This is a genomic window from uncultured Prevotella sp. (assembly GCF_946407605.1).
GTDB lineage: Bacteria > Bacteroidota > Bacteroidia > Bacteroidales > Bacteroidaceae > Prevotella.
Window position 1 is genome coordinate 19635 of the sequence record NZ_CAMJOS010000009.1, and the last position, 25602, is coordinate 45236.

Annotated in this window: 23 protein-coding genes and 1 pseudogene; 20 read left to right on the forward strand and 4 right to left on the reverse strand. The window is 50.5% G+C overall.

What is annotated here, in order from left to right; genetic code table 11:
• Positions 1-4 precede the first annotated feature (4 nt).
• From nuoH to Q0R57_RS05815, 16 genes are all read left to right on the forward strand, one after another.
• The gene (nuoH, locus tag Q0R57_RS05740) at positions 5-1093 is read left to right on the forward strand and encodes an NADH-quinone oxidoreductase subunit NuoH (RefSeq protein WP_294744680.1); all 1089 of its coding nucleotides are present in this window, start codon (positions 5-7) and stop codon (positions 1091-1093) included.
• 11 nt (positions 1094-1104) lie between these two features.
• Complete coding sequence (locus Q0R57_RS05745; protein WP_294744547.1) at positions 1105-1650, forward strand: 4Fe-4S dicluster domain-containing protein; 546 nt, start codon at positions 1105-1107, stop codon at positions 1648-1650.
• A gap of 8 nt (positions 1651-1658) precedes the next feature.
• The gene (locus Q0R57_RS05750) at positions 1659-2168 is read left to right on the forward strand and encodes an NADH-quinone oxidoreductase subunit J (protein ID WP_294744549.1); all 510 of its coding nucleotides are present in this window, start codon (positions 1659-1661) and stop codon (positions 2166-2168) included.
• A 3-nt stretch (positions 2169-2171) separates the two neighbouring features.
• Positions 2172-2480, forward strand: coding sequence for an NADH-quinone oxidoreductase subunit NuoK (nuoK, locus tag Q0R57_RS05755; RefSeq protein WP_091818593.1), 309 nt, complete (start codon positions 2172-2174; stop codon positions 2478-2480).
• Positions 2481-2489: 9 nt separating this feature from the next.
• Entirely contained in the window at positions 2490-4481 is a 1992-nt protein-coding gene (nuoL, locus tag Q0R57_RS05760; RefSeq protein WP_294744558.1) for an NADH-quinone oxidoreductase subunit L, read from the forward strand.
• A 39-nt stretch (positions 4482-4520) separates the two neighbouring features.
• On the forward strand, positions 4521-6029 hold the full coding sequence (locus Q0R57_RS05765) for an NADH-quinone oxidoreductase subunit M (RefSeq protein WP_294744560.1): 1509 nt from the start codon (positions 4521-4523) through the stop codon (positions 6027-6029).
• Positions 6030-6048: 19 nt separating this feature from the next.
• A complete protein-coding gene (locus tag Q0R57_RS05770; protein WP_294744562.1) occupies positions 6049-7491 on the forward strand; it encodes an NADH-quinone oxidoreductase subunit N in 1443 nt (480 codons plus the stop codon).
• A 217-nt stretch (positions 7492-7708) separates the two neighbouring features.
• Positions 7709-8359, forward strand: a complete 651-nt coding sequence (locus Q0R57_RS05775; protein WP_294744564.1) for an HAD family phosphatase — start codon at positions 7709-7711, stop codon at positions 8357-8359.
• Positions 8360-8375: 16 nt separating this feature from the next.
• Positions 8376-9197, forward strand: coding sequence for a 3-methyl-2-oxobutanoate hydroxymethyltransferase (gene panB / locus Q0R57_RS05780; protein ID WP_294744567.1), 822 nt, complete (start codon positions 8376-8378; stop codon positions 9195-9197).
• A 17-nt stretch (positions 9198-9214) separates the two neighbouring features.
• Positions 9215-10423 (forward strand): MFS transporter, encoded by a 1209-nt coding sequence (locus Q0R57_RS05785; RefSeq protein ID WP_294744569.1) that lies wholly within the window; start codon positions 9215-9217, stop codon positions 10421-10423.
• A gap of 18 nt (positions 10424-10441) precedes the next feature.
• Complete coding sequence (gene uxaC / locus Q0R57_RS05790; protein ID WP_294744571.1) at positions 10442-11848, forward strand: glucuronate isomerase; 1407 nt, start codon at positions 10442-10444, stop codon at positions 11846-11848.
• A gap of 117 nt (positions 11849-11965) precedes the next feature.
• Positions 11966-12763 (forward strand): polysaccharide biosynthesis/export family protein, encoded by a 798-nt coding sequence (locus Q0R57_RS05795; protein WP_294744573.1) that lies wholly within the window; start codon positions 11966-11968, stop codon positions 12761-12763.
• 73 nt (positions 12764-12836) lie between these two features.
• Positions 12837-14681 (forward strand): glutamine--fructose-6-phosphate transaminase (isomerizing), encoded by a 1845-nt coding sequence (gene glmS / locus Q0R57_RS05800; protein ID WP_294744575.1) that lies wholly within the window; start codon positions 12837-12839, stop codon positions 14679-14681.
• A gap of 84 nt (positions 14682-14765) precedes the next feature.
• On the forward strand, positions 14766-15845 hold the full coding sequence (gene carA, locus Q0R57_RS05805) for a glutamine-hydrolyzing carbamoyl-phosphate synthase small subunit (RefSeq protein WP_294744577.1): 1080 nt from the start codon (positions 14766-14768) through the stop codon (positions 15843-15845).
• Positions 15846-15888: 43 nt separating this feature from the next.
• On the forward strand, positions 15889-19152 hold the full coding sequence (gene carB, locus Q0R57_RS05810; RefSeq protein ID WP_294744579.1) for a carbamoyl-phosphate synthase (glutamine-hydrolyzing) large subunit: 3264 nt from the start codon (positions 15889-15891) through the stop codon (positions 19150-19152).
• A gap of 183 nt (positions 19153-19335) precedes the next feature.
• Positions 19336-20376: a type I phosphomannose isomerase catalytic subunit gene (locus Q0R57_RS05815; protein WP_294744683.1), complete on the forward strand. Its 1041-nt coding sequence runs from the start codon at positions 19336-19338 to the stop codon at positions 20374-20376.
• A gap of 6 nt (positions 20377-20382) precedes the next feature.
• Here the strand turns inward: Q0R57_RS05815 and Q0R57_RS05820 are convergent, their stop codons facing one another.
• Complete coding sequence (locus Q0R57_RS05820) at positions 20383-20562, reverse strand: hypothetical protein (RefSeq protein ID WP_294744582.1); 180 nt, start codon at positions 20560-20562, stop codon at positions 20383-20385.
• Between the two features lie 126 nt (positions 20563-20688).
• Between Q0R57_RS05820 and rpsF the strand changes: the two genes are divergently transcribed.
• From rpsF to rplI, 3 genes are read left to right on the forward strand one after another with little or no spacing between them, the layout of a single operon-like run.
• On the forward strand, positions 20689-21033 hold the full coding sequence (rpsF, locus tag Q0R57_RS05825; protein ID WP_294744584.1) for a 30S ribosomal protein S6: 345 nt from the start codon (positions 20689-20691) through the stop codon (positions 21031-21033).
• A 3-nt stretch (positions 21034-21036) separates the two neighbouring features.
• Entirely contained in the window at positions 21037-21303 is a 267-nt protein-coding gene (rpsR, locus tag Q0R57_RS05830) for a 30S ribosomal protein S18 (protein ID WP_013064765.1), read from the forward strand.
• Between the two features lie 18 nt (positions 21304-21321).
• Complete coding sequence (gene rplI, locus Q0R57_RS05835; RefSeq protein ID WP_294744594.1) at positions 21322-21858, forward strand: 50S ribosomal protein L9; 537 nt, start codon at positions 21322-21324, stop codon at positions 21856-21858.
• Between the two features lie 177 nt (positions 21859-22035).
• On the opposite strand, the gene Q0R57_RS05840 is transcribed toward rplI, so the two are convergent.
• From Q0R57_RS05840 to Q0R57_RS05850, 3 genes and pseudogenes are all read right to left on the reverse strand, one after another.
• Positions 22036-23622 (reverse strand): FGGY-family carbohydrate kinase, encoded by a 1587-nt coding sequence (locus Q0R57_RS05840; RefSeq protein ID WP_294744596.1) that lies wholly within the window; start codon positions 23620-23622, stop codon positions 22036-22038.
• Between the two features lie 162 nt (positions 23623-23784).
• A complete protein-coding gene (locus Q0R57_RS05845) occupies positions 23785-24195 on the reverse strand; it encodes a hypothetical protein (RefSeq protein ID WP_294744686.1) in 411 nt (136 codons plus the stop codon).
• A gap of 6 nt (positions 24196-24201) precedes the next feature.
• Positions 24202-24597 (reverse strand): annotated as a pseudogene (locus Q0R57_RS05850) (NUDIX hydrolase); the annotation flags it as partial.
• Positions 24598-24776: 179 nt separating this feature from the next.
• Between Q0R57_RS05850 and Q0R57_RS05855 the strand changes: the two are divergent.
• Positions 24777-25559 carry a hypothetical protein gene (locus Q0R57_RS05855; protein WP_294744598.1) on the forward strand — a complete coding sequence of 261 codons (783 nt, stop codon included), beginning with the start codon at positions 24777-24779 and terminating at the stop codon, positions 25557-25559.
• Positions 25560-25602: the final 43 nt, after the last annotated feature.

Consider the following 25602-nt stretch of genomic DNA (forward strand, 5'->3'; position numbering starts at 1 on the left):
ACATATATTTGATTTTTCACAAGTAACCACCTGGTTCCACGAGCTGCTGACGCAGACGCTGGGTCTGGGCGAATTCTTAGCAATCTTGATAGAGTGTGTGCTGGTTGGATCTGTCATACTGGGCGCCTATTCTGTCATTGCTATGATTCTTATTTTCATGGAGCGTAAGGTCTGCGCATACTTCCAGTGCCGTATTGGCCCGGTTCGTGTAGGTCCTTGGGGCTTGCTGCAGGTGCTGGCCGACGTGCTGAAGATGCTTATCAAGGAGATTTTCTTCGTTGACAAAGCAGATAAACTGCTCTATATTGTTGCTCCCTTCCTGGTTATCATCGGCTCTGTTGGCGCTTTTGCCTTCCTGCCCTGGAACCGTGGTGCTCACATCCTCGATTTTAACGTAGGTGTATTCCTGCTCACCGCGATTTCCTCTATTGGTGTAGTAGGCATCTTCTTGGCTGGTTGGGGTTCTAACAACAAGTACTCTGTTGTATCGGCCATGCGTGCTGCTGTGCAGATGATTTCTTACGAGATGTCTCTCTGTCTCTGCCTGATTACTGCCGTCATCTTGACTGGCACCATGCAGGTTAGTGGTATCGTTGAGGCTCAGGCCGGACCTTGGGGCTGGCTCATCGTACAGGGTCATGTTCCCGCTATCATCGCTTTCCTCGTATTCCTTGTAGCAGGTAATGCTGAGGCTAATCGTGGCCCGTTCGATATGGCTGAGGCTGAAAGTGAGTTGACCGCTGGCCATCATACCGAGTATTCAGGTATGGGCTTCGGCTTCTTCTATCTGGCTGAGTTCCTCAACCTGTTTATCATTGCTGGTATCGCTGCTACCGTATTCTTGGGTGGCTGGGCACCTATTCAGATTGGTGTAGATGCCTTCGATGAGGTGATGCAGTATATTCCTGGCATCGTTTGGTTCATGGGTAAGGCTTTCCTGCTGGTTTGGCTGCTCATGTGGATTAAGTGGACGTTCCCCCGTCTGCGTATCGACCAGATTCTGAAACTGGAGTGGAAGTATCTTATGCCACTGGCACTCATCAACCTGGTGCTGATGACAGTTGTCGTGGCCTTTGGCTTATATATTAAATAAGGTATAGCAAAATGGAAGATAACAAATCATATTTCGGAGAAATAGGGCGTGGTATCAAGACGTTGGCTACCGGTATGAAGGTGACCTTGAAGGAATACGCCAAGGATTACTGGACCAATAAATGTACTGAGCAGTACCCTGAGAACCGTAAGACTACGCTCCATGTGGCTAAGCGCCATCGCGGACGTTTGGTCTTCAAACGCAACGAGGAAGGTGCCTATAAGTGCACCGCTTGTACGCTCTGCGAAAAAGCCTGTCCTAACGGTACTATCAAGATTACCGCCCACATGGAAGAAGACCCTGAGACGGGCAAAAAGAAGAAGGTGCTTGACGATTATCAGTACGACCTTGGCGACTGCATGTTCTGCCAGCTTTGTACCAATGCCTGCAACTTCGATGCTATTGAGTTTACCAACGACTTCGAGAATGCCACGTTCAGTCGTGGCGCTCTGGTCCTCCACCTCGACAAGGAGGTATACGAGGGCGGTTCACTGCCCAACATCTTGGAGGGTGGCGCTGACTGGCAGGTCGGTAAGTTTAACACTAAAAAGAAGTAAACTGCACTATGGCTAGTATAGTAGTATTTTCTATTCTCGCTCTTGTCATTCTGGGTTCAGCCCTGTTGTGTGTGACAACGAAGCGAATCATGAGAGCCGCCACCTATATGTTGTTCGTGCTCTTTGGGGTAGCAGGTCTTTACTTCCTGCTCGATTACACCTACCTGGGTGCTGCTCAGATTGCTGTTTACGCTGGTGGCGTAACGATGATCTATGTATTTGCCATCCAGTTGGTTAGCAAGCAGACACTGCAGGGTATGGTAGGGCATATAAAGTGCTCACGCATGCTTCAGGGCTTGCTTCTCTCTGTGGTAGGTCTGGCAACGGTAGCTGTTGTTTTCCTGAAGAACAGCTTTATAAGCGCCGCTACGACCGACGAGTTGCCTATGGATCAGATTGGAACCGCCCTGCTGGGTAGTGACAAGTATCAGTATGTGTTGCCGTTCGAGTTTATCTCAGTATTCCTGCTGGCATGTATCATCGGCGGTTTGGTTGTATCACGTAAAAAGGAGGATTAAGCTATGGTACCTGTAGAATGTTATTTTGTGCTGAGTGCACTGCTGTTCTTCATCGGCGTCTATGGTTTCGTCACCCGTCGCAACCTCATCGCTATGCTCATCTCTATCGAGCTGGTGCTCAATGCCGTTGATATCAACTTCGCAGCGTTCAACCGCCTGCTGTTCCCCGGTGAGCTCGAGGGCTTCTTCATGACGCTCTTCTCAATCGGTGTGAGTGCAGCCGAGAGTGCTGTGGCTATCGCGATTATTATTAATGTGTTCCGCAATTTCAAGAGTGACAGCGTGGACGCTATTTCTAACATGAAAGGATAAAACGACGCTATGATCTACGAATTATCTTATTTGATTCTGCTTCTGCCGCTACTGTCCTTCATCGTGTTGGGACTGGCAGGCATGAAGATGCAGCACAAGACTGCCGGACTTATCGGTACTTGTTCGCTGTCACTGGTTACGATTCTCTCTTACTGGACGGCAATCACTTATTTCACTGCCGACCGTACTGCTGAGGGTGTGTATCAGACTATCGTGCCCTTCAACTTCACATGGTTGCCTCTGGGCAATCTCCACTTCGACATGGGTATCCTCCTGGATCCTATTTCGGTGATGATGCTCATTGTCATCTCAACTGTGTCGTTGATGGTTCACATCTACTCATTCGGCTATATGCACGGTGAGAAAGGTTTCCAGCGTTACTACGCTTTCCTAAGCCTCTTCACCATGTCAATGCTGGGCTTGGTTTTGGCCACCAACATCTTCCAGATGTATATGTTCTGGGAGCTCGTGGGTGTTTCTTCTTACCTGCTCATCGGCTTCTACTATCCTTTGAAGCCCGCCATTGCAGCCAGTAAGAAAGCTTTCATCGTGACCCGCTTTGCCGATATGTTCTTCCTGATTGGTATTCTGACCTTCGGCTACTACACCGATTCGTTCAGCTTCTCGTTTGCTGGCGATATCGTGATGGGGCAGGGCACCACACCGTTCATCGAGGGCAATATGGCCAAGGCCGTTGCCGCAGGAGGTTTTATCCTGCCTACAGCCCTTGTGCTGATGTTCATCGGTGGTGCTGGTAAGAGTGCTATGTTCCCCTTGCACATCTGGTTGCCCGATGCTATGGAGGGCCCGACGCCTGTATCTGCACTTATCCACGCTGCTACGATGGTGGTGGCTGGTGTGTTCCAGATTGCACGTATGTTCCCCCTCTGGATTGAGTATGCCCCCGAGGCCATGTCGATTGTGGTTTGGGTGGGTGTTATCACCGCCTTCTATGCTGCTGCTGTGGCTTGCGCCCAGAGCGACATCAAACGTGTACTGGCCTTCTCAACCATCTCGCAGATTGCCTTTATGATGGTGGCTCTGGGTGTATCGCTACCTGGTCATCATGGTGCTATCCTCGATAATCATGCACAGCTGGGTTACATGGCTGGTATGTTCCACCTGTTTACTCATGCTATGTTCAAGGCTTGTCTGTTCCTGGGTGCCGGATGTATCATCCACGCTGTTCACAGCAATGAGATGGCTCTGATGGGTGGTCTGCGCAAGTACATGCCTATCACTCACATCACCTTCCTCATTTCGTGTCTGGCCATCGCTGGTATCCCATTCTTCTCGGGCTTCAGCTCAAAGGATGAGATTATTACTGCCTGCATGGAGTACAGCCCGGTAGTAGGTTGGATCATGACTGGTATCGCTGCCATGACTGCCTTCTATATGTTCCGTTTGTACTACGGCATCTTCTGGGGTACAGAGAACAAGGAGGCTCATGAGAACCATACTCCCCATGAGGCTCCGTTGACGATGACCATTCCTCTAATAGTGCTCTGCATCATCACTATGGGTGTAGGTATCTATTCTACATTGGCAGGCTTCATGGAGTGGGGTGGTAGCTTTGGCAGCTTCGTTTCTGCTGCTGGTACCGACTACACTATCCACTTCAACACTCAGATTGCTGCTACCTCTACTGTGATTGCTATTCTGAGCATTTGCTTGGCCACCTATATTTATAAAGGTGAGAACCAGCCTATTGCTGACCGTCTTTATAAGACGTTCCCCAAGTTGCATCGTGCAGCCTACAAGCGTTTCTATCAGGACGAGATTTGGCAGTATGTCACCCACCGCATCATCTTCCGCTGCGTCTCTACGCCAATAGCCTGGTTCGACCGCCACGTTGTTGACGGCACGTTTAACTTTATGGCTTGGGGTGCTAACGAAGGCGGTGAGAGCCTGCGTGCTTGGCAGAGTGGCGATGTACGTAAGTATGCTGTGTGGTTCCTCACTGGCACAGTGGCATTAACGCTCGTTTTACTTGCTTTATAAAGCGTAATAACGATATAACGTAATAACGATATAACGACTATGAATATATTAAGTTTATTCGTTTTGATTCCCGCCCTGATGCTTCTGGGATTGTGGATTGCCCGCAACCTCAACCAGGTGCGTGGCGTGATGGTGGCAGGTTCGTCTTGCTTGCTTGCCCTGTCAATATGGCTTTGCTATTATTTCGTAACCGAGCGTAATGGCGGCAATACCGACGAGATGTTGCTGGTAGCCTCTATGCCTTGGTTCAAACCTCTGAATATCGCTTACAGCGTGGGTGTCGATGGTATCTCTGTCGTCATGCTGCTGCTGTCAAGTATCATCGTGTTCACAGGTACCTTCGCCTCTTGGCAGCTGAAGCCTCTTACCAAGGAGTACTTCCTTTGGTTCACCCTGCTTTCTACGGGTGTGTTTGGCTTCTTTATCTGCACTGACATGTTCACCATGTTCATGTTCTATGAGGTGGCTCTGATTCCTATGTACCTCTTGATTGGTGTGTGGGGTTCTGGCCGCAAGGAGTATTCTGCCATGAAGCTGACGCTGATGCTGATGGGTGGTTCAGCCCTGCTGATTCTCGGCGTGCTGGGTATCTACTACTTCAGTGGTCACACCACGATGAATGTCAACGAGATTGCTGCTATGCACAACATTCCCGAGGAGATTCAGAATGCGTTCTTCCCCTTCATCTTCATTGGATTTGGTGTGTTGGGTGCTTTGTTCCCCTTCCACACATGGTCTCCCGATGGTCATGCTTCTGCGCCTACTGCAGTATCAATGCTCCATGCTGGCGTGCTGATGAAGCTTGGAGGTTACGGCTGTTTCCGTCTGGCCATGTACCTGCTGCCTGACGCTGCCCAGAACCTCTCGTGGATATTCCTCATCCTGACCACCATCTCTGTGGTCTATGGTGCCCTGAGCGCTTGCGTGCAGACCGACCTGAAGTATATCAACGCTTATTCTTCAGTATCACACTGCGGTTTGGTACTCTTTGCCCTGCTCATGATGCAGCAGACGGCTTGTACAGGTGCCATCCTGCAGATGTTGTCTCACGGTTTGATGACGGCTCTCTTCTTCGCCCTCATCGGTATGATCTACGGACGTACCCACACTCGTGATATCCGCGAGTTGGCAGGTTTGATGAAGATTATGCCATTCTTGGCTGTGGGCTATGTCATCGCTGGTTTGGCTAATCTGGGTCTGCCCGGCTTCTCAGGCTTCATTGCTGAGATGACCATCTTTGTTGGCTCTTTTGGAGCCCACGAGGTTGCTGGCGACCCCTCATCGTCGTTCCGCATGGTGGCTACCATCATCGCCTGTACGTCGATTGTGGTAACGGCTGTCTACATCCTGCGTGTGGTAGGTAAGATTCTCTATGGCGAGGTTGAGAACAAGCACTTCCTGGAACTTACCGATGCAACATGGGACGAGCGCGTGGCTGTGTGCTGCCTCATATTCTGTGTGGCTGGTCTGGGTTGCGCTCCTTTCTTCTTCAGCGATATGATTTCGCCTGCCGCTGGAAATATTCTCAAGTCAATTGGTGTAATGTAAAAATAGGAGGAAAAAGATTATGAACTATTCACAATTTTTGAATATGATTCCCGAGGCAACTCTGATGTTGGCCTTGATTATCGTTTTCTGCGCCGACTTTGCATTACACAAAAGCGAGCGCAAGACCTATGTGCTGAGCGTACTCACTGGTGCCTTACTGCTTTGTCAGTTGGTTCCCTGCTTCTTGGCAGAGCCCACTTCGGCATTCGGAGGCCTCTATGTTACATATCCCATTGTCAACGTGATGAAGACCATACTCACTTTGGGTACATTCATCGTTGTGGTGATGTCGCAGTCGTGGCTTAAGAATAACGTTTGCAAGATTTCCGGCGAGTACTATGTGTTGGTACTTTCTACGCTGCTGGGTATGTATATGATGATGTCGAGTGGACACTTCCTCCTGTTCTTCTTAGGACTCGAGATGGCCTCTGTGCCTATGGCATGTCTTGTTGCTTTCGACCGCTATAAGAAGAAGTCTGCTGAGGCTGCCGCCAAGTATATCCTCACAGCCACCTTCTCGAGCGGCGTGATGCTCTATGGCATCTCGTTCCTCTATGGTGCTGTAGGCACACTCTATTTCGACGATATGGCTGCACAGATGCAGCTCACCCCGCTCACCATCATGGGTATGGTGTTCTTCTTCAGCGGCTTGGGCTTCAAGATTTCGCTGGTGCCCTTCCACTTCTGGACGGCTGACACCTACGAGGGTGCTCCTACGCCTGTCACAGGTTATCTGAGTGTTGTGTCTAAGGGTGCTGCCACGCTGACGCTGGCTATTATCCTCATGCACGTCTTCGGACGCATGGTGGAATACTGGGAGCCCCTGCTCTGGATAGTTATCATGCTTACCATCACCGTGGGCAACCTCTTGGCTATCCGTCAGAACGAGTTGAAGCGCTTCATGGCCTTCTCATCAATCTCGCAGGCAGGTTATATCATGCTGGCTGTGGTAGGCAATAGCGCTACCAGCCTCACCGCTCTTACCTTCTATGTGCTGGTTTACGTGGCTGCCAATATGGCTGTCTTCACGGTTATCAGTACTGTTGAAGAGAACAACGGCGGCAAGACACAGATGAGCGCCTACAACGGTCTCTATCAGACCAACCCCAAGTTGGCCCTTCTGATGACCCTCGCACTCTTCTCGCTGGCAGGCATTCCTCCCTTCGCAGGTATGTTCTCTAAGTTCTTCGTATTCATGGCTGCTGTAGGTGGTCACGAGAGTGCACCTTTCTGGCCCTACTTCGTGGTGTTCATCGCCCTGATCAACACCGTGGTGAGCTTGTACTACTATCTGCTTATCGTCAAGGCCATGTATATCACAAAGGAAGAGAATCCTCTGCCTACTTTCCGCAATGGTGCTGCCATCAACTGGAGCCTCGCCATTTGCACTGTGGGCATCCTGCTCTTCGGCATCTGCTCGTGCATCTACGAATGGATAGATAAAGCTGCCACAGCACTCTAATCTCCATTCTTACATCAATAAAAAAGAATCCGGACCGCAAGAGCGACCCGGATTTTTTTATTGCTTAATCTTTATTTTTCATTCAAATGCTTTCTATGTCTTAAAGGAATAGGCTTTATACCTCTAAAGGGTCACTCGTACTCGGAAAAACTCAAATTAATTTGGTTTTTCGCTTAATTTGCAGTACCTTTGCACCCGATTTTAAGATGATATTGAAATGAAGCAACTAAAAGCGGCATTGTTTGACCTGGATGGCGTGGTGTTTGACACAGAGCCACAATATACTGTTTTCTGGGGAAGTCAGTGCAGGCTGTACCATCCGGAGCATCCAGGATTGGAGCACGAGATAAAGGGTTCGACGCTGGACCAGATTTATGGTCGTTGGTGGAGCGGCGAACTGGAAAAAGAGCGCGAAACGGTGACTCAGCGTCTGAATGAGTTTGAGGCACAGATGGACTATACATATATTAATGGTCTGGAGGCTTTTATCAATGACTTGCACCAGCATGGTGTGAAGACGGCTGTGGTGACAAGTAGTAATCTGCCGAAGATGCAGAGTGTGTTCAAGGCTCGTCCAGAATTCAAGGAATTGTTTGATGAGATACTGACCAGCGAGGATTTTGCCGAGAGCAAGCCGTCGCCCGACTGCTATCTGCGTGGTGCAGCGCGTTTCGGCGTAGAGCCCAGCGAGTGCGTGGTGTTGGAGGATAGCTTTAACGGACTGAAGTCGGGTAGGGCCGCAGGAATGTTTGTCGTAGGTCTGGCTACCACCAACAAGAAGGAGGATATCTCGTCGTTGTCAGATGTGCAGATATCTGATTATGAGGGATTTACGTATGATGCCCTGAGTAAGATATTTAATGTATAACCTTTAATGTAGAAAGATGGCAGGATATTTAGTGAATGACGAGCGCAAGGTAACAACGCATCGTTTTATTGAAATGAAACAAAAGGGTGAGAAGATTTCGATGCTCACCTCGTATGACTATACCACCGCTGGCATTGTAGATCGTGCTGGCATTGATGGCATTTTGGTTGGCGACTCGGCCTCGAATGTGATGGCTGGTAACTCGACTACGCTACCCATTACTGTGGACCAGATGATTTATCACGCCAAAGCTGTGACCAAGGCTGTGAAGCGTGCCCTGGTGGTGTGCGACATGCCCTTCGGCTCGTATCAGACTGGCGTTCACGATGGTGTGGTCAACGCCATCCGCATTATGAAAGAAAGCGGCTGCGACGCCTTGAAGATGGAAGGTGGTGTGGAGATTCTTGATACCGTCAAGGCCATTTTGGATGCTGGCATCCCTGTGATGGCCCATCTGGGACTGACGCCTCAGTCTATTAATAAGTTTGGTACCTATGCTGTGCGCGCCAAGGAAGAGCGAGAGGCCCAGAAACTGTTGAGCGACGCAAAGGCTCTGAGCGAGGCAGGTTGTTTTGCTGTGACTCTGGAGAAGGTTCCTGCAGCGCTGGCTGAGCAGGTCACCAAGGAAATCAGCGTGCCTACGATAGGTATTGGTGCTGGCGGCAAATGTGACGGACAGATTCTGGTGGTAGCCGATATGCTGGGCATGAACCAGGGCTTTTCTCCGCGCTTCCTGCGCCGCTATGCCGACCTGAATAGCGTGATGACTGATGCCATTGGGCAGTATGTTACTGACGTAAAGAGTGGTGACTTCCCCAATGAGAGTGAATCATATTGATAATTAAAATTTGAGAGTTGAATAGTCAGAATACAACGGTACATATGCGCCTGTGGCACAGGGAGTTTTGGCTGATGGCAACGGCCAACTTGCTGCTGTCGATGTCGGTCACCATGCTGATACCGGTTCTGCCCTTATGGCTGCGCCAATGGACGGGGATGGACGACACCTTGACTGGACTTGTAATGGCTGCTTTTGCCATAGGACTGTTCCTGCCTGGCGCTTTTTGCTCCTATTTGGTGCAACGCTACCGTCGTAATCTGGTGTTCATCATCAGCGTGCTGGTGCTGGCAGCCTCGATGGTGCTGCCTTTCCTGCCGCATTCCGCCTATCAATCGCCCTTAGTGGTTATCCTGTGGCGTGTGATGCAGGGAGCGGCCTTCGGACTGGCTCAGATGGTGCTCAGTTCTACCCTGATTATCGACACCTGCGAGTCGCACCAACGTACAGAGGCAAACCATTCGGCTACCTGGTTTGGACGCTTCGCCCTGTCGCTGGGGCCGATGACTGGACTGCTGTTGCTGAAACTCTCCGATGTGATCTATCCCAATCGTCTGCTCGAAGACTGCAGCGGCAACTTATCGCCCCTCAACGTGTTCTTTGTGGCTGCAATATGCTGTTTAGCAGCTGTTGTCCTGGTGTTGTTTATCCATTTCCCATTTAGAATACCTGAGGACGGTACTCGCCTCATGAGCCTCGACCGCTTCTTCTTGCCGTCGGGCTTCCCTTTGTTCTTCAACCTGATGCTCGTCACGATAGCCATAGGACTGCTGATGTCGATGGCTGTTCCCGCCAACTCTTACGGTATGGTGATGATAGGTTTCCTGCTGGCCCTATTGGCCCAGCGTTTTGTGTTCCGTGATGCAGAGGTGAAGAGCGAGGTGATTACAGGACTGCTGCTGATGGCTGCCGCCATGATTATCCTGCTGGCTTCAAGAATGTCGCCACTCACCACACCCCTGCTGGGCTTGGGTTTGGGCATCGTGGGCGCCCGATTCCTGCTCTTCTTCATCAAGCTGAGTCGCCATTGCCAGCGAGGCACCTCGCAGAGCACCTTCATGTTGGGCTGGGAGAGTGGACTGGCTATCGGCGTGGGATTGGGCTGTGCCTGCTTCACCCATCATATTCAGCAGCTTCTGACAACAGCTCTCGGTCTCGTCGTCGTGGCCTTGCTGATGTATGTCTGCTTCACACACCAATGGTTCGTAAGACATAAAAACCGATAATTAAAACAACATAAGCTTATGAAACAGTTTAACGACAAAAACTTTGTGCTGGAGACCGAAGTCGCCCAGGACCTGTATCACAATCATGCGGCTAAGATGCCGATTATCGACTACCATTGTCACCTGATTCCTGAGATGGTGGCCAACGACCATCGCTTCAAGAGCATTACAGAGTTGTGGCTGGGTGGCGACCACTACAAATGGCGCGCTATGCGTACCAACGGCATAGAAGAGAAATACTGCACAGGTAACGAGACCAGCGATTGGGAGAAGTTTGAGAAGTGGGCCGAGACCGTTCCCTACTGCTTCCGCAATCCCCTCTACCATTGGACACATCTGGAACTGAAGACCGCCTTCGGCATCGAGAAACTGCTGAGTCCTAAGACGGCCCGCGAGATTTTCGACGAGTGTAACGAGAAACTGAAGCGCCCCGAGTTCTCAGCCCGTGGCTTAATGAAACACTATCACGTGGAGTGTGTGTGTACCACCGATGACCCCGTTGACGACCTGCACAACCATATTGAGTATGCCAAGCACAAGGCCGACGACGACCCCATGATGATTCCTGCCTGGCGTCCAGACAAGGCCATGAATATTGAGAAAGCTGACTATGCCAAATACGTAGAACAACTGTCTAACGTTAGCGGCGTGAGCATTACAAAGTTTGCCGATATGGTCGATGCCCTGCAGAAGCGTCACGACTTCTTTGCCGCCAACGGCTGTAAACTGTCGGATCATGGTCTTGAGGAGTTCTACGATGAGCCCTATACCGACTCACAAATAGAAACTATCTTCGAGAAGGCTATGCGTGGACAGCAGTTGTCGGATTTGGAGGTTCGTCAGTTTAAGAACTGCTTCCTGACGGTGATGGCAGAGATGGATGCTGACAGCGACTGGACGCAGCAGTTCCACTATGGTGCCATACGCGACAACAACACGAAGATGTTCAACAAACTGGGACCTGATACCGGCTTTGACAGCATCGGCGAGTTCAATACCGCTAAGGCCATGTCGAAGTTCCTGAACAATCTCGAGATGAAGGACAAACTTACGCGTACCATTATTTATACGCTGAATCCTTGCGCCAACGAGATGATAGCCACTATGCTGGGCAATTTCCAGGGTGGCGAGCCTGGCAAGATTCAGTTTGGCTCAGGCTGGTGGTTTAACGACCAGATGGACGGTATGGTGAAGCAGATGAACGCCCTTTCCGTATTAGGCCTGTTGAGTCGCTTCGTAGGTATGCTTACCGATAGCCGTTCGTTCCTCTCTTATCCTCGTCACGAGTATTTCCGTCGCATCCTTTGTAACCTGCTGGGCAATGATGTGGAGAAGGGATTACTGCCAGATGATCGCGAGACGTTGGCCCGTATGGTTGAGGATATTTCGTATAATAACGCGCGTCGTTATTTCAAGTTCTATTAATCGTGAGAATATCGATTGGTTAAGAAAAAGGGGAGTTGTCATAAAAAACTCCCCTACTTTTTTGCGTATTTAGAAAAAATGCTGTAAATTTGCAGCCGATTAACAACGAAATAGAATATGAAGCGTTTCAATAGAATTGTTTTGCCTTTGATAGCTCTCATGCTTTTAGCAGCATGTGGTACTCAAAAGGACGTTCCCTATTTTCAGAATGCAGAATCAGTAGACTTGTCGAAATCGCAGTATCTCTTTGATGCTAAGATTATGCCTAAGGACCAGCTGACTATTACTGTCAGCACTACCAATGACGAGGCTGCAACGCCTTTCAATCTGACGGTGCCTACACCTTATACGGTCAATTCCCGTTCTACCTATTCTCAGGCAATGCTTCAGACCTATCTGGTCGATAATGCAGGAAATATCAATTTCCCCATTCTTGGTAGCATCCATGTAGGTGGTCTTACCAAATCGCAGGCTGAGAAGATGATTCAGGATCAGATTAAGCCGTTTATGGCAGAGGCTGAGAATCCTATTGTAACAGTTCGTATGCCAGGCTATCAGATTTCGGTGATAGGTGAAGTAGCGCGTCCTGGTACATTTACTGTGTCGCGTGAAAAGATTTCTATTCTTGAGGCCTTGGCCCAGGCAGGCGACCTGACTATCTATGGTCAACGTAAGAACGTGCAGTTGATTCGTGAAGACTCCACAGGTCAGAAGTCTATTCATATTTTCGACCTTACGGATGCCAACATCATCAACTCGCCGTATTTCTACTTGCAGCAGAACGATGTGATTTACGTGACGCCTAACAAGGTTAAAGCCCAGAACTCAAGTGTGGGTAGCATGACGACGCTATGGTTCTCCGCAACGTCGATTCTCATTTCGTTGACATCGCTGTTGTATAACATCTTAAGATAAATACTGAGAGGTTGGGGTTTTTATCCCAATCTCTTTTTTCATAACACAAACACTTACAAAAAGTAAAACGATTATGTGTGGAATTGTCGGTTATCTGGGAAAACGCGAAGCTTATCCCATCCTGATTAAAGGATTGCGCCGTCTGGAGTATCGTGGTTACGACAGCGCAGGTGTGGCCATGATTAATGCCGAAGGCAGTCTGAATGTCTACAAGACCAAGGGAAAGGTGGACAATCTGACGGAGTACTGCAGCGACAAGGATGTCAGCGGCAGCATCGGTATTGCCCATACCCGTTGGGCCACTCATGGTGAGCCTTCTTCGCGCAATGCCCATCCTCATTATTCAGAATCTCACAATCTGGCTATTATTCATAATGGTATCATTGAAAACTATGCCGACATCAAGGCCAAGCTGAAGGAGAAGGGTGTGACGTTTAAGTCAGACACCGATACCGAGGTGCTGGTTCAGTTGGTAGAGTATGTGATGACCAAGAAGAACCTCGACTTGGTTCAGGCCGTTCAGGTAGCATTGTTCCAGGTGATTGGCGCCTACGCCATCGCCATTATCGACAAGCGTCATCCTGATGAGATTGTGGCAGCACGTAAGCAGAGCCCGTTGGTGGTAGGTATTGGCGACAATGAGTTCTTCCTGGGCTCCGATGCCAGTCCTATCATTGAATATACTGATAAGGTGGTTTATCTGGAAGACGGCAACATTGCAGTTATCCGTCTTGGTGAGGAACTGAAGGTCATCAGTATTCTTGGTGAAGAGCAGGAACTTGCAGTAAAGACCGTTGATATTGACCTGGGTCAGATTGAGAAGGGCGGCTATCCCCACTTCATGCTGAAGGAGATTTTCGAGCAGCCCGAATGCTTGGTGAACTGCATGCGAGGACGTGTCAACGTAGAAGCCGACCATGTGACTCTAAGCGCCCTCATCGATTATCGTCGTCAGCTGCTCAACGCCAAACGCGTGGTGATTGTGGCTTGCGGTACATCGTGGCACGCAGGCTTGATTGGTAAGCAGATTATTGAGAAGCTCTGTCGCATACCTGTCGAAGTGGAGTATGCTTCTGAGTTCCGCTATCGCAATCCCGTTATAGGCAAGGGCGACGTGGTGATTGCTATCTCTCAGAGTGGAGAGACCGCCGACACGCTGGCTGCCGTTCAGTTGGCCAAAGAGCGTGGCGCCTTTATCTATGGCGTCTGCAACGCCATTGGCTCCAGCATCCCTCGTGCCACCGATACAGGTACCTATATCCACGTAGGACCAGAGATTGGTGTGGCTTCTACGAAGGCATTCACAGGTCAGGTCACTGTGCTCACCATGATTGCGTTGGCAATGGGTGAGGCCAAGGGCACCATCGACCGCGATGAGTATCTGCAGATTGTGAAAGGACTGAGCGAGGTTCCTGAAAAGATACAAGAGGTGTTGAAGACCAACGATAAGGTGGCCGACCTGGCACGCACCTTCACCTATGCCCATAACTTCCTGTATCTGGGTCGTGGTTTCAGTTATCCAGTGGCCCTCGAGGGAGCGTTGAAGCTGAAGGAGATATCCTATATTCACGCTGAAGGCTATCCAGCCGCAGAGATGAAACACGGTCCTATTGCCTTGATAGACTCCGACATGCCTGTCGTCGTTATCGCCACTCACAATGCTATGTACGAGAAGGTGCTCTCCAATATCCAGGAGATCAAAGCCCGTCAGGGTAGGGTGATTGCGTTGGTGACCAAGGGCGATGATACCATTGCCAAGGTGGCCGACGAAGTGATAGAGTTGCCAGAGGTGATGGAGTGTCTCGAGCCATTGGTGGCTACCATTCCGTTGCAGCTGCTTGCCTATCATGTGGCTGTTTGCAAGGGTAAGAACGTTGACCAACCAAGAAACTTGGCAAAGTCTGTTACTGTTGAATAATTTAAAGGCGATACGTTTCTGAACGTTTCGCCTTTTTTATAAAAAGAAATAGGTATTAAAGCAAAAAGATAAAACTGAAGTAGGATGAAAGATGTAACACTGGTCCTGAGCGACGGGACAACATTCAAGGGAAAATCGTTCGGCTACGATGTGCCTGTGTCTGGTGAGGTGGTTTTCAACACGGCGATGATGGGTTATCCCGAATCGCTGACCGACCCCTCTTATGCTGGACAGATCATGGTACTCACCTTCCCCTTGGTAGGCAACTATGGCGTGCCGCCTTTTACCATCGAGCAAAATGGTATTCCCACCTTTATGGAGAGCGACCGTATCTACGCCTCTGCCATCATTGTGGGCGACTACAGCACAGGCTACTCTCACTGGAATGCCTGCGAGAGCCTTGCCGACTGGCTGAAGCGTGAGAAGGTGCCTGGCGTAACAGGCATCGACACCCGTGCGCTGACAAAGGTGCTTCGCGAGCAGGGTGTGATGATGGGACGAATAGTCTTTGATGGTGAGGCCGTTGAGCCTGATAATGCTAATGAGGACTATGAGTCGGTCAACTGGGTGTCGCGTGTGTCGTGCAAGGACATCATCCGTTATAACGAAGGTGCAGGCAAGAAGGTGGTGCTGGTCGATTGCGGTGTCAAGGCCAATATCATCCGTTGCCTGATAAACCGTGGTGTCGAGGTGATTCGTGTGCCTTGGAACTACGACTATACCGCGATGCAGTTCGACGGTCTGTTCCTGGCCAATGGTCCTGGCGACCCTGACATGTGTGAGGATGCCGTTCAGATTATCCGCAAGCAGATGTCGTTGAGCCGAAAGCCTATCTGTGGTATCTGTATGGGTAACCAACTGCTGGCAAAGGCCAGTGGCGCCACTATCTATAAGTTGAAATATGGTCACCGCTCGCACAACCAGCCTGTTCGCGAGGTGGGCACCAACCGTTGCTATGTCACCAGCCAGAATCACGGCTATGCCGTCGATGCCTCTACATTGGGTAAGGACTGGCGCGAGCTCTTTGTGAATATGAACGATGGTTCCAATGAAGGCATCTGCCATCAGACCAACCCTTGGTTCACCAGTCAGTTCCATCCTGAGGCCTGTTCTGGTCCTGTAGATACAGAGTTTATGTTCGACCGCTTTATTGCTGCGCTTTAAAAAGTAAAAGGGTAAGAAGGTAAAAAAGAAAAAGGGAAAGAAAATGAAAGATCATAAGATAAAGAAAGTCCTGTTACTTGGTTCAGGCGCCCTGAAGATTGGTGAGGCCGGCGAGTTCGACTATAGCGGTTCGCAGGCATTGAAGGCCCTGAAGGAAGAGGGCATCAAGACCGTACTTATTAATCCGAATATTGCAACGGTGCAGACCTCCGAAGGTGTTGCCGATCAGGTGTATTTCCTGCCTGTCCAGCCATACTTCGTCGAGCGTGTCATCGAGAAGGAACGTCCTGACGGCATCATGCTGGCCTTTGGCGGACAGACGGCTCTGAACTGTGGCGTGGAGCTCTATCAGAGTGGTGTGCTCGAGAAATACGGCATCCAGGTGCTGGGTACTCCCGTTCAGGCCATCATCGATACTGAAGACCGTGAGCTGTTTGTGAAGAAACTCGACGAGATTGATGTGAAGACCATCAAGAGCGAGGCTTGCGATAATATCGAGGCAGCCCGTAAGGCCGCTGCCACACTGGGCTATCCCGTCATCCTGCGTGCCGCCTATGCTCTGGGCGGACTGGGTTCAGGCTTCTGCGACAATGAGGAAGAGCTCAACAAGCTGGCCGAGAAAGCCTTCGCCTTCTCGCCGCAGGTGCTGGTTGAGAAGAGCCTGAAGGGCTGGAAGGAGATAGAGTACGAGGTGGTTCGCGACCGTTTCGACAACTGCATCACCGTTTGTAACATGGAGAACTTCGACCCGCTGGGCATCCATACTGGCGAGTCTATTGTGATTGCTCCCTCGCAGACGCTTACCAACAGCGAGTATCACAAGTTGCGTGCGCTGGCCATCAAGATTATCCGTCATATCGGCATCGTGGGCGAGTGTAACGTGCAGTACGCCTTCGACCCCGAGTCAGAGGACTATCGTGTCATCGAGGTCAATGCCCGTCTGAGCCGTTCGTCAGCATTGGCATCAAAGGCCACAGGCTATCCCTTGGCTTTCGTCGCTGCCAAGCTGGGCTTGGGTTACGGTCTGTTCGAATTGAAGAATTCCGTTACCAAGACTACGAGTGCCTTCTTCGAGCCCGCCCTCGACTATGTGGTGTGTAAGATTCCCCGTTGGGACCTCTCAAAGTTCCACGGTGTTGACAAGGAGCTCGGCTCGTCAATGAAGTCTGTTGGCGAGGTGATGGCTATCGGTCGCACCTTCGAGGAAGCCATCCAGAAGGGTCTTCGTATGATTGGTCAGGGCATGCACGGCTTCGTTGAGAACAAAGAGCTGAAGATTACCGATATCGACGCCGCCCTGCGCGAGCCTACCGACAAGCGTATCTTTGTCATCTCAAAGGCTATGCACATGCCTGAATACACCATCGACAAGATTCACGAGCTCACCAAGATTGACAAGTGGTTCCTGCAGAAGCTGCAGCACATCATCGACATCGATGAGGAGTTGAAAAACTCTAAATTTTCAACTCTCACCTTTCAACTTCTAAGAGAGGCCAAGGTCTATGGTTTCACCGACTTCCAGATAGCCCGTGCCATTGGACTCGAGGAAACCTCCGACAATATGCATCAGGCCATGCTGCAGGTGCGCCGTCGCAGAAAGGAGCTGGGCATCCTGCCTGTGGTGAAGCAGATTGACACGCTGGCAGCTGAGTATCCTGCTCAGACTAACTACCTGTACCTTACCTATCAAGGTACTACAAACGGCGACTCTGTGGCAGCCCATTGTGACATCGCCTACGAGAACGATGGTCGCAGCATCATCGTGCTGGGCTCTGGTGCCTATCGCATCGGCTCCAGCGTCGAGTTCGACTGGTGTGGCGTTCAGGCTTTGAACACCATCCGCAAGGAGGGCTGGCGCTCAGTGATGATAAACTATAACCCTGAGACGGTATCTACCGACTACGATATGTGCGACCGTCTGTACTTCGATGAGCTGACGTTCGAGCGCGTGATGGATATCATCGATATGGAGGCCCCTCATGGTGTCGTCGTGTCAACGGGTGGTCAGATTCCTAACAACTTGGCTATGTATCTCGACGAGCAGCATGTGCCCATCCTGGGTACTCAGGCTCAGGATATCGACGGCGCCGAAGACCGTGCTAAGTTCTCGCAGATGCTCAACGAGCTGGGTGTGAACCAGCCCGAATGGAGCGCGCTGACCTCGATGGAAGATATCGACAAGTTCGTAGAGAGGGTAGGGTTCCCTGTGCTGGTGCGCCCCTCTTATGTGCTCAGCGGTGCTGCCATGAATGTCTGCTCTAACAAAGACGAGCTGGAGCGCTTCCTGCAGTTGGCTGCCAATGTGAGCGAGGATCACCCTGTGGTGGTGTCGAAGTTCATCGAGCATGCCAAGGAGATTGAGATGGACGCTGTGGCTAAGGATGGCGAGATTCTGGCCTATGCCATCAGCGAGCACATAGAGTTTGCTGGTGTGCACTCTGGCGATGCCACCATCCAGTTCCCGCCTCAGAAGCTGTATGTCGAGACGGTGCGCCGCATCAAGCGCATCTCGCGTCAGATTGCTGCCGCCCTGCATATCAATGGTCCGTTCAACATCCAGTATATGGCGCGCGAAAACGATATCCTCGTCATCGAGTGTAACCTGCGTGCCTCACGTTCGTTCCCCTTTGTGTCGAAGGTTCTGAAACTCAACCTCATCGACCTGGCCACGAAGGTGATGCTGGGACTGCCTGTAGAAAAGCCCTCGAAGAACCTCTTCGACCTCGACTATGTGGGCATCAAGGCCTCGCAGTTCTCGTTCAACCGCCTGCAGAAGGCCGACCCCGTGCTGGGTGTCGATATGGCGTCGACAGGCGAGGTGGGTTGTATCGGCGACAATACCGATACGGCGCTGCTGAAGTCTATGCTGAGTGTTGGTCATCGTATTCCCAAGAAGACCATCCTGCTGAGCACGGGTGGTGCCAAGCAGAAGGCCGACATGCTCGATGCTGCCCGCATGCTGGTGAATCACGGCTACGAGCTCTACGCCACCAAGGGCACCAGTCAGTATCTTACTGACAACGGCATTGCCAACACCCGCGTGTTGTGGCCTTCCGAAGAGGCCGACGGCGCCAGCGATGCTCCCTCGGCCCTCGACCTGCTGCATGCTCACAAGATAGATATGGTGGTGAATATCCCCAAGGACCTGACTACCCACGAGCTGACCAACGGCTATAAGATTCGTCGTGCAGCCATCGACCTCAACGTGCCTCTGATCACCAATGCCCGCTTGGCGGCTGCCTTTATCCAGGCTTTCTGTAATGTGGGCCTCGAAGGCATCGGCATCAAGGCTTGGGGAGAGTATTAAGGTGAAGGCTGCGAGTAAGCGAGAGCAGAGCCCGCTCGGTTATACCGCTTGCTACCGAAGGGACGCAAGAAATTGTTTGAGCTTTGCTGAGCGAGAGCAGACTAGACCGAAGGTCAAAGGTGAAATGTGAAAAAGAGTGGCAAATATTTGGCGATTCGCTGAATATTTGCTACTTTTGCATTTATTATGATGATATATCCCCTTTTGTTTGAACCGAACCTGCATACAGTAGTATGGGGTGGTGAACGCTTATGCCCCTATAAAGGGCTGTCTGACGCCTCCGAACCTATTGGCGAGAGCTGGGAGGTCAGCGCTGTGAAATCCAGTCCCAGTATTGTGGCCAATGGTCATTATGCAGGTCGTGATCTCATCTCTGTCATCAGCGAACAGCCCGAGGCCATTCTGGGCAAGGCGGTCAGCGATCAGTATCAGGGCCAGTTGCCCCTCCTGGTGAAGTTCATCGACGCCAAGCGCGACCTGAGCATCCAGGTGCATCCTGACGATGCGATGGCGCAGCGTGAACACGGCAAGATGGGCAAGAGCGAGATGTGGTATATCATCGACGCCCAGCCTGGCAGCTATCTCTATGCCGGCTTTAAGAAGGAGATCTCGCCTGAGGAGTATAAGCAGCGCATTGCCGACGGCACCATTGTCGATGTGCTGGCGCGCCATGAGGTACGCTCTGGCGATGTGTTCTATCTGCCTGCAGGTCGTGTGCACGCCATTGGCAGCGGCATCCTGCTGGCCGAGGTGCAGCAGTCGTCCGACGTCACCTATCGCATCTTCGACTACAACCGTCCTGGTATGGACGGCAAGCCGCGCGAGCTGCATACCGAGTTGGCAGCACAGGCGTTGGACTATCATGTGGAGGACGAGTATCGCACGCTCTATTCCGCAGCCCAGAACCGTGCCAACCTCATTGTCAACTCACCCTATTTCAGCGTGCGCGTCACAGAGACCGAGAAGTCGTTCCATCGTAACCTGTTGAAATACGACAGCTTTGTCATCACCATGTGCATCGCGGGCCACTGTGAACTGCAGTTCCGCCAGACGGGCGAGCGCTTACAGCTGCGCGAAGGTCATAGTTGCCTGATACCTGCTGCGCTGGCCGACTACGACGTGGTGCCGCAGCACGGACAGACGCGCATCCTCGATGCGTTTATCGACAATATGGACAAGAGTATTGTGGGCAAGGTGACGCGCTTCCTCCACATCTCGGCTTAGCGACGCTTAATAACGGCTTTCGCGCTTCATCATCCACACCTGCAGCACCACGCCTGCCAGGATGATGAAGAATGGTGTGAGCAGCACCACGTTGACGAAGGTGAAATGCAGCAGATGAAGTGCTGCTAAGAGCAAAACTCCCAGCAAAATAAGTGCTAAACCGCTGTATTTCAGTATAAACTTCATATAAATCGTTAAAATTGGGTGCAAAAATACAAAATAATTCGTAATTCTTGGCTTTGAATGCGATTTTTTTTGTACCTTTGCACCCGCAATTTGCAAATTAAGTATTTTTATTAATTAAAAAGTAGTATGAATCAGTACGAAACCGTTTTCATTTTAACTCCCGTTTTGTCTGACGAACAGACAAAGGAAACGGTCGCTAAGTTCAAGAAGGTTCTCACCGACAAAGGTGCAGAGATTGTGAACGAAGAGGCCTGGGGATTGAAGAAACTGGCTTACCAGATTGAGAAGAAGACCTCTGGCTTCTATTTTCTCATTGAGTTCAAGGCTGAGCCAGCAGTGATTAAGACATTGGAGACTGCTTTCCGTCGTGACGAGAAGGTTATTCGTTTCCAGACTGTTAAATTCGACAAGTTTGCTGCAGAGTATGCTGAGAAGCGTCGCAACAAGCTGGGTAAAAAAGAGGAGGCTTAAACTATGGCAGAACAGAGTGAAATCCGTTATTTGACAGCTCCTTCTATCGATACAAAGAAGAAGAAGTATTGCCGTTTCAAGAAGAGCGGTATCAAGTACATCGACTACAAGGATCCCGAGTTCCTGAAGAAGTTCCTGAACGAGCAGGGTAAGATTCTGCCCCGTCGCATCACCGGTACCTCTCTGAAGTACCAGCGTCGTGTGGCTCAGGCCGTTAAGCGTGCACGTCAGATTGCATTGCTGCCTTACGTAACCGATTTGATGAAGTAAACAAAGGAGGACGCAAGAATGGAATTGATTTTGAAAGAAGATGTTATCGGCTTGGGATTCAAGAACGATATCGTGAATGTAAAGTCAGGCTATGGCCGTAACTACCTGATTCCTCAGGGCAAGGCTGTTATTGCTTCTCCCTCTGCTAAGAAGATTCTGGCTGAGAACCTGAAGCAGCAGGCTCACAAGCTGGCTGCTCTGAAGGCTGCTGCCGAGGAGAAGGCTGCTGCTCTCGAGGGTGTTGCTCTGACCATCACCGCCAAGGTGAGCGCTACTGGTCAGCTTTACGGTTCTGTTACCAATATGACTGTTGCCGACGAGCTTGCCAAGCTTGGTAAGGAGGTAGACCGTAAGATTATCGTCCTGAAGGATATCAAGAAGGTTGGTGAGTATGTTGCTGTGGTTCGTTTCCACAAGGAGGTTAGCGCCGAGATCCCCGTTACTGTTGTAGCCGAGGGTGGTGTTGCTCCTGTAGCTGAGGCTCCTGCTGAGGCTCCCGTTGCTGCTCCTGTAGAGGAGGATATCGACGAGACCGAGGCTCCTGTAGAAGAGTAAACGCTGTAAAACGATTCATTGATATTACAACGCGAATCCCAGTCACTTTCCAGTGGCTGGGATTTTTCTTTGTGTCTGTCCCTCTTCCTCGCGCGTACCTTATAATATAAAAATAAGCACCGCAGGCCCTGTATCGAGGCTTGCGGTGCTCGTTTGTTGCGAATTGAGTATATCGGCTTATTTGTTATCTACAGCAGCCTGCTCAATGGGTAGGCACTTCTTGTAGTTCTCAATATACTTCTCAAATCCAGCCACATCCTCGGCTGTTGGTGCGATGCTCACGCCAGTGTTGCCAGCAAACACCACATCCTCCAGATAGTCGGCCAGCGTCTTGCCGTTCTTGTTAATCAGGTATCCGGCCAGCAGGGCAATACCCCATGCACCACCTTCGCCAGCAGTCTCCATCACGCTGATGGGGCTGTTTAGGGCAGCAGCCAGCATGCGCTGCCCCACACCGGCAGTCTTGAAGTAGCCGCCATGGCCCGTGATACGGTCCACGCGAATCATCTCGTCCTTGAACAGGATGTCGTTGCCTATCTTCAGCACACCAATGGCACCATAGAGGTGGGCACGCATGAAGTTGGCCAGGTTGAACTTGTCGTTGGCAGAGCGAACGAACATTGGACGACCTTCAGCCAGGCCAGTGACAGGCTCGCCAGACACATAGTTGTAGGCCATCAGACCGCCGCAGTCGGTATCGCCCTCCAGGGCTTTGTTGAAGAGTTTGCCGTAGATTTCGTTCATGTCGACCTTGATGCCCAGCAGCTGCTGATATTCCTTGAAGAGGCCAACCCAGGCGTTGATGTCGCTGGTGCAGTTGTTGCAGTGTACCATGGCCACAAGCGAACCATCGGGCGTGGTCACCATATCAATCATCTCGTAAGGCTTGCTCAGCGGCTTCTCCAGCACAATCATCGAGAACGAAGAGGTACCTGCGCTCACATTACCCGTGCGCTGCTTCACGGCGTTGGTGGCTACCATACCCGTGCCAGCGTCGCCCTCGGGAGGACAGACGGGGATGCCGGGCTTCAGGTGACCGCTCACGTCGAGTTTCTTGGCACCATCAGGAGTCAGGAAACCGGCATTCTCACCTGCGTTCAGCGACTTGGGCAGGATGTCGAGCAACTTCCAACTATAGCCCTTAGGCTCAATCAGCTTGTCGAACTTCTCCACCATCGTGGCGTCGTAGGTCTTCGTGGCGGGGTCAACGGGAATCATACCCGAGGCATCGCCCACGCCCAGCACAAACTCGCCAGTCACCTGCCAGTGCACATAGCCAGCCAGCGTCGTCAGGTACTTGATGTCCTTCACGTGCTCGTTGTTCTCCAGGATGCACTCGTAGAGGTGCGAGATGCTCCATCGCAGGGGGATGTTATAGTTGAACAGCTTGCTCAGCTCTGCTGCAGCCTTGCCCGTGTTGGTGTTACGCCAAGTGCGGAAGGGCACCAGAATCTCTTGTTTCTCGTTGAAGGCCATATAGCCGTGCATCATGGCGCTGAAGCCGATGGCAGCCAGCGACTCAATCTCGCAGTCGTACTGCTTCAGCACGTCCTTGCGCAGTTCGGCGTAGCAGTCCTGCAGACCATACCAGATAGCCTCTATCGAGTATGTCCACAGTCCGTCCACCAGCTGGTTCTCCCACTCGTGGCTTCCCTGAGCAATGGGTTTGTTGTCCTGGTCGATGAGTACGGCCTTGATACGTGTGGAACCGAATTCGATTCCCAGAATGGCTTTTCCAGCCTCAATGGTTTGTTTTGCAGTCATATTCTTTTTCTTAGTTTTGGGGTTTATGCTGCAAAGATACGAATAAACGAGCGAAATACAAAATAAATCTTTATTTATTTTTATTTCCGAGGTGCATCCTACCTAAGACCATCGGTCAAAGTACGAATAAACGAGCAAAATACCCGCTCGAGCTATGCTCGCTTACCACCTCGGCGGCAGCACGATATTATCTACGTAATGTGCAGCTTGGAATAAAGGTGCTATTTCCTCATCAGCGAAGCCGGCGATACCACAGCCGATGCGGGTGACCAGGAAGATAAGGGTAGGGTGCTGCTTGGCAAAGGCGATGAACTCGTCTACGTAGGGCTTGATGGTCTCTACGCCGCCCTGCATCGTGGGGATGGCATAGCTCTGCCCCTGCAGTCCCACGCCCTGTCCCATGATAGCGCCGAAATAGCGATGGGCAATATAAGCTGCACCGCCCCCATGCATCCCACGAAGGTTGCTGCCAAACACGAATATCTCGTTTGGCTGGAGCACTGTGATACACTCCGGAGTCGTACGTTTCTGATACGTATATATCCTCTGTAATCGTTTTATGGCGTCATGCATGATTGTTGCATGGTCAAAAGCCAGTTCTAGTGCAGGCAACTCAGATAGAGGCCACCATGCAGCCTTTGCCGCATCATCCTGCCCACGTACTGCAACAGGCTTATCGATGACGGCGAGATACGCCACCGTGATGGTGCGACCTCGTGGATCGCGGTTCACGTTGGAGTATGTGCCTATCTGCTGAATATTAAATACCTGAAGCCCAGTTTCTTCAAACAGTTCACGGATGGCACAATGTTCTGTGGTCTCGTCCATATTCATAAATCCGCCAGGAAAAGCCCATGCGCCTTTGAACGGTTCGTTTCCTCTCTGGATAAGCAGCACCTTGGGTTCTGCCTCCTTCGTTATTACCACACAGTCAGCCGTAACTGCCGGTCTAGGATAATTATAAGTATAGGTCATTTTGTTATTGGTTTTAATTTATAGCGCAAAGATAGCAAATAATACCTAAACTGCAAAATAAATACGCAGATACTTCCATGTTTTTCTTCTTTTTATTTGGTTTTTCAAAACTTTTTGTATCTTTGCAAACGATAGACTAACACAAAGAAATATGAATTACTAATCAAAACAATACTATTATGAATAAAAAAATCTTTGCGATGATGTCTGCTGTTATGGCAGTAGTGATGTCGTTATCGTTTGTCTCGTGTGGCGACGACGAAAAAGAATCTGAAACGCCACCAGAAGAACCCCAAGTCATTAATTATGACGAAGCTCTTGTGGGAACATGGAGCGGCAGTGGTACTACGTATGATAACTATCCCATCACAGTTTCTGCGCGTTTTAATGCCGACAAGACAGGAACTATTACTATGAAGGTTCCAGCAATAAATGCCAGTATGACTGCTTCCATCTACCATTGGAATTATGGTGGAGGCAAGCGTGTGTTGATGTCGTCAGAGAAATTTGACTCCGAACTCTATTGGGATATCATAAGCGGTTCTGTGGAAGCTGGCGAAATGAAGGTTGAATCCGAATTCTTTGAAGGAAAGCATGTCGAGTACTGGTCAGATGATCTTACTCTCAAGAAAAGTGGTCAAGGGACTTCTAATGGTTCACAAACTGGTGACGCCAACATTTCATTGTCTTGGGGAAATCCAACATACCTATCATCTTTAGATAAATATAAATTAGAGGTCACGGTGAAGGTTCACAACGTTAATGCTGACGATGTATCACGCCTTGGCATAACTCATAGCGAAACTAAACCGCCTTTGAACAACGACAAGTTTACTACAAGAGAAGTCTCCTTTACTCGCAAAATCGATCTAAGGCCAGGTAAGCGTTATTACATTAGAGGCTATGCCGATCTTAGTGATAATTCAACACTTGAAACAATTGAAGAAATAGACTTGAGGTAAGAACCACAGCAAAAGAAAGGGGAGGGTAGCACAGGCTATCCTC

What these genes read in the sequence shown, in the direction of transcription:
- carB (WP_294744579.1), top strand. Translation starts at nt 15,889, where the DNA reads ATGAAAGATCATAAGATAAAGAAAGTCCTGTTACTTGGTTCAGGCGCC.
- rplI (WP_294744594.1), top strand. Translation starts at nt 21,322, where the DNA reads ATGGAATTGATTTTGAAAGAAGATGTTATCGGCTTGGGATTCAAGAAC.
- glmS (WP_294744575.1), top strand. Translation starts at nt 12,837, where the DNA reads ATGTGTGGAATTGTCGGTTATCTGGGAAAACGCGAAGCTTATCCCATC.
- rpsR (WP_013064765.1), top strand. Translation starts at nt 21,037, where the DNA reads ATGGCAGAACAGAGTGAAATCCGTTATTTGACAGCTCCTTCTATCGAT.
- panB (WP_294744567.1), top strand. Translation starts at nt 8,376, where the DNA reads ATGGCAGGATATTTAGTGAATGACGAGCGCAAGGTAACAACGCATCGT.
- Q0R57_RS05840 (WP_294744596.1), bottom strand. Translation starts at nt 23,622, where the DNA reads ATGACTGCAAAACAAACCATTGAGGCTGGAAAAGCCATTCTGGGAATC.
- carA (WP_294744577.1), top strand. Translation starts at nt 14,766, where the DNA reads ATGAAAGATGTAACACTGGTCCTGAGCGACGGGACAACATTCAAGGGA.
- nuoL (WP_294744558.1), top strand. Translation starts at nt 2,490, where the DNA reads ATGATCTACGAATTATCTTATTTGATTCTGCTTCTGCCGCTACTGTCC.
- nuoK (WP_091818593.1), top strand. Translation starts at nt 2,172, where the DNA reads ATGGTACCTGTAGAATGTTATTTTGTGCTGAGTGCACTGCTGTTCTTC.
- Q0R57_RS05845 (WP_294744686.1), bottom strand. Translation starts at nt 24,195, where the DNA reads ATGCATGACGCCATAAAACGATTACAGAGGATATATACGTATCAGAAA.
- Q0R57_RS05770 (WP_294744562.1), top strand. Translation starts at nt 6,049, where the DNA reads ATGAACTATTCACAATTTTTGAATATGATTCCCGAGGCAACTCTGATG.
- uxaC (WP_294744571.1), top strand. Translation starts at nt 10,442, where the DNA reads ATGAAACAGTTTAACGACAAAAACTTTGTGCTGGAGACCGAAGTCGCC.
- Q0R57_RS05745 (WP_294744547.1), top strand. Translation starts at nt 1,105, where the DNA reads ATGGAAGATAACAAATCATATTTCGGAGAAATAGGGCGTGGTATCAAG.
- Q0R57_RS05855 (WP_294744598.1), top strand. Translation starts at nt 24,777, where the DNA reads ATGAATAAAAAAATCTTTGCGATGATGTCTGCTGTTATGGCAGTAGTG.
- Q0R57_RS05765 (WP_294744560.1), top strand. Translation starts at nt 4,521, where the DNA reads ATGAATATATTAAGTTTATTCGTTTTGATTCCCGCCCTGATGCTTCTG.
- rpsF (WP_294744584.1), top strand. Translation starts at nt 20,689, where the DNA reads ATGAATCAGTACGAAACCGTTTTCATTTTAACTCCCGTTTTGTCTGAC.
- Q0R57_RS05795 (WP_294744573.1), top strand. Translation starts at nt 11,966, where the DNA reads ATGAAGCGTTTCAATAGAATTGTTTTGCCTTTGATAGCTCTCATGCTT.
- Q0R57_RS05750 (WP_294744549.1), top strand. Translation starts at nt 1,659, where the DNA reads ATGGCTAGTATAGTAGTATTTTCTATTCTCGCTCTTGTCATTCTGGGT.
- Q0R57_RS05820 (WP_294744582.1), bottom strand. Translation starts at nt 20,562, where the DNA reads ATGAAGTTTATACTGAAATACAGCGGTTTAGCACTTATTTTGCTGGGA.
- Q0R57_RS05775 (WP_294744564.1), top strand. Translation starts at nt 7,709, where the DNA reads ATGAAGCAACTAAAAGCGGCATTGTTTGACCTGGATGGCGTGGTGTTT.